Source organism: Methylobacterium mesophilicum, assembly GCF_022179445.1.
GTDB classification, from domain to species: domain Bacteria; phylum Pseudomonadota; class Alphaproteobacteria; order Rhizobiales; family Beijerinckiaceae; genus Methylobacterium; species Methylobacterium mesophilicum.
Genome location: NZ_BPQU01000079.1, coordinates 1 through 1,434, shown reverse-complemented (window position 1 = coordinate 1,434; position 1,434 = coordinate 1). Strand labels below are relative to the sequence as shown.

Annotated in this window: 1 protein-coding gene; it reads left to right on the top strand. The window is 66.8% G+C overall.

The annotated features are described in order from the left end of the window. Positions 1–82 precede the first annotated feature (82 nt). The gene (locus tag MFF40_RS28275; protein WP_238263131.1) at positions 83–1,384 is read left to right on the top strand and encodes an IS701 family transposase; all 1,302 of its coding nucleotides are present in this window, start codon (positions 83–85) and stop codon (positions 1,382–1,384) included. Positions 1,385–1,434 lie beyond the last annotated feature (50 nt).

Here is a 1,434-nt window from a genome sequence, read left to right as displayed (position 1 = left end):
CTAGCACTACTTTGGTAGATTGAGGGAACGCTGGAGGTTTTTGCGGATTCGCCTGCCACGGCCATGAGCGTGGGTGCTCGCGATGTCAGGTGCTGGTGGATGGCGTGAGGATCTGGACCGGTGGCTGCAGCCGTTCCTTGCGGGACTGTCGCATCCTGCGCGTCGGGCTATGTGCCCGCTCTACGTGAGCGGTCTGATCGGCTTGGGTGACCGCAAGAGCGTCCAGCCGATGGCGGCGCGGGCCGAGGGTGTGCCCTATGATCGGCTGCACCACTTCATCGCCGCCGGGATCTGGGATGAGGCTCCGCTTCAGCGGGCTCTTCTCGGCGAGGCCGATCGCCTCGTCGGTGGTGCGGATGCGATCCTGGTCATCGACGACACCGCTCTGCCGAAGAAGGGCAACCGCTCGGTTGGGGTCGCACCGCAATACGCCACGACGCTGGGCAAGACCGCCAACTGCCAGACACTGGTGTCGCTCACGCTGGCGCGTGGCGAAGTGCCCGTAGCAGTCGGCTTGGCGCTGTTCCTGCCCGAGACCTGGACGGGCGACCCGGATCGGATGGTATCGGCCGGCGTACCCGAGGGCCTGCGCGCGGCCCGCACCAAACTGGAGATCGCGGTTGCGGAGATCGACCGGGTTCGGGAGACTGGCGTGCGCTTCGGCTGCGTGCTGGCCGATGCAGGGTATGGGTCCGCCCCGTTCCGGCAAGCCCTGAGCGCGCGTGGCCTGAGTTGGGCTGTTGGGATCTCAGGACGCAACAAGGTCTACCCGGCCGACGTGACGATGATCTTCCCCGTCGCGGGGCGGGGGCGACCGCGCAAGCGTCATGTGCCGGATCAGGTCTCTATCGCGGCGGAGACGATCCTGGCAGACATGAGCGGCCGATCGGTGACCTGGCGGCGCGGCACCAAAGGCCGGCTGCGGGCTCGCTTCTGCGCGCTGCGCGTCCGGATGGCCGATGGCCCGACTCAGCGGATCCGCGCGATGGGCAATCAGCATCTGCCCGGCGACGAGGTCTGGCTGGTGCGCGAGGAGCGAGGCTCGGGCGAGCGTAAATACTACCTCTCGAACCTGCCGGCCGAGGCAACGCTCAAGCAGCTGGCCGCAACGATCAAGGCGCGCTGGATCTGCGAGCAGGCGCACCAGCAGATGAAAGAGGAACTCGGCCTCGATCACTTCGAGGGCCGATCCTGGACCGGGCTGCACCGGCACGCGCTGATGACGATGATGGCCTACGCCTTCCTCCAAGCCCGGCGCCTCGCAGCGGCGGGGCGGAAAAAAAAGAATCGCCTGCCCGCCGCCCCAGCCCTCGATGCCGGCGATCCGCCAAGCCATCCTGGATCACCTCAGTCAGCCACCACCGCGGCGATGCCCGCACTGTGACGCCGTTCTCAATCTGCCACCCTGAAGTCAAAATGCCAAAGTAGTGCTAG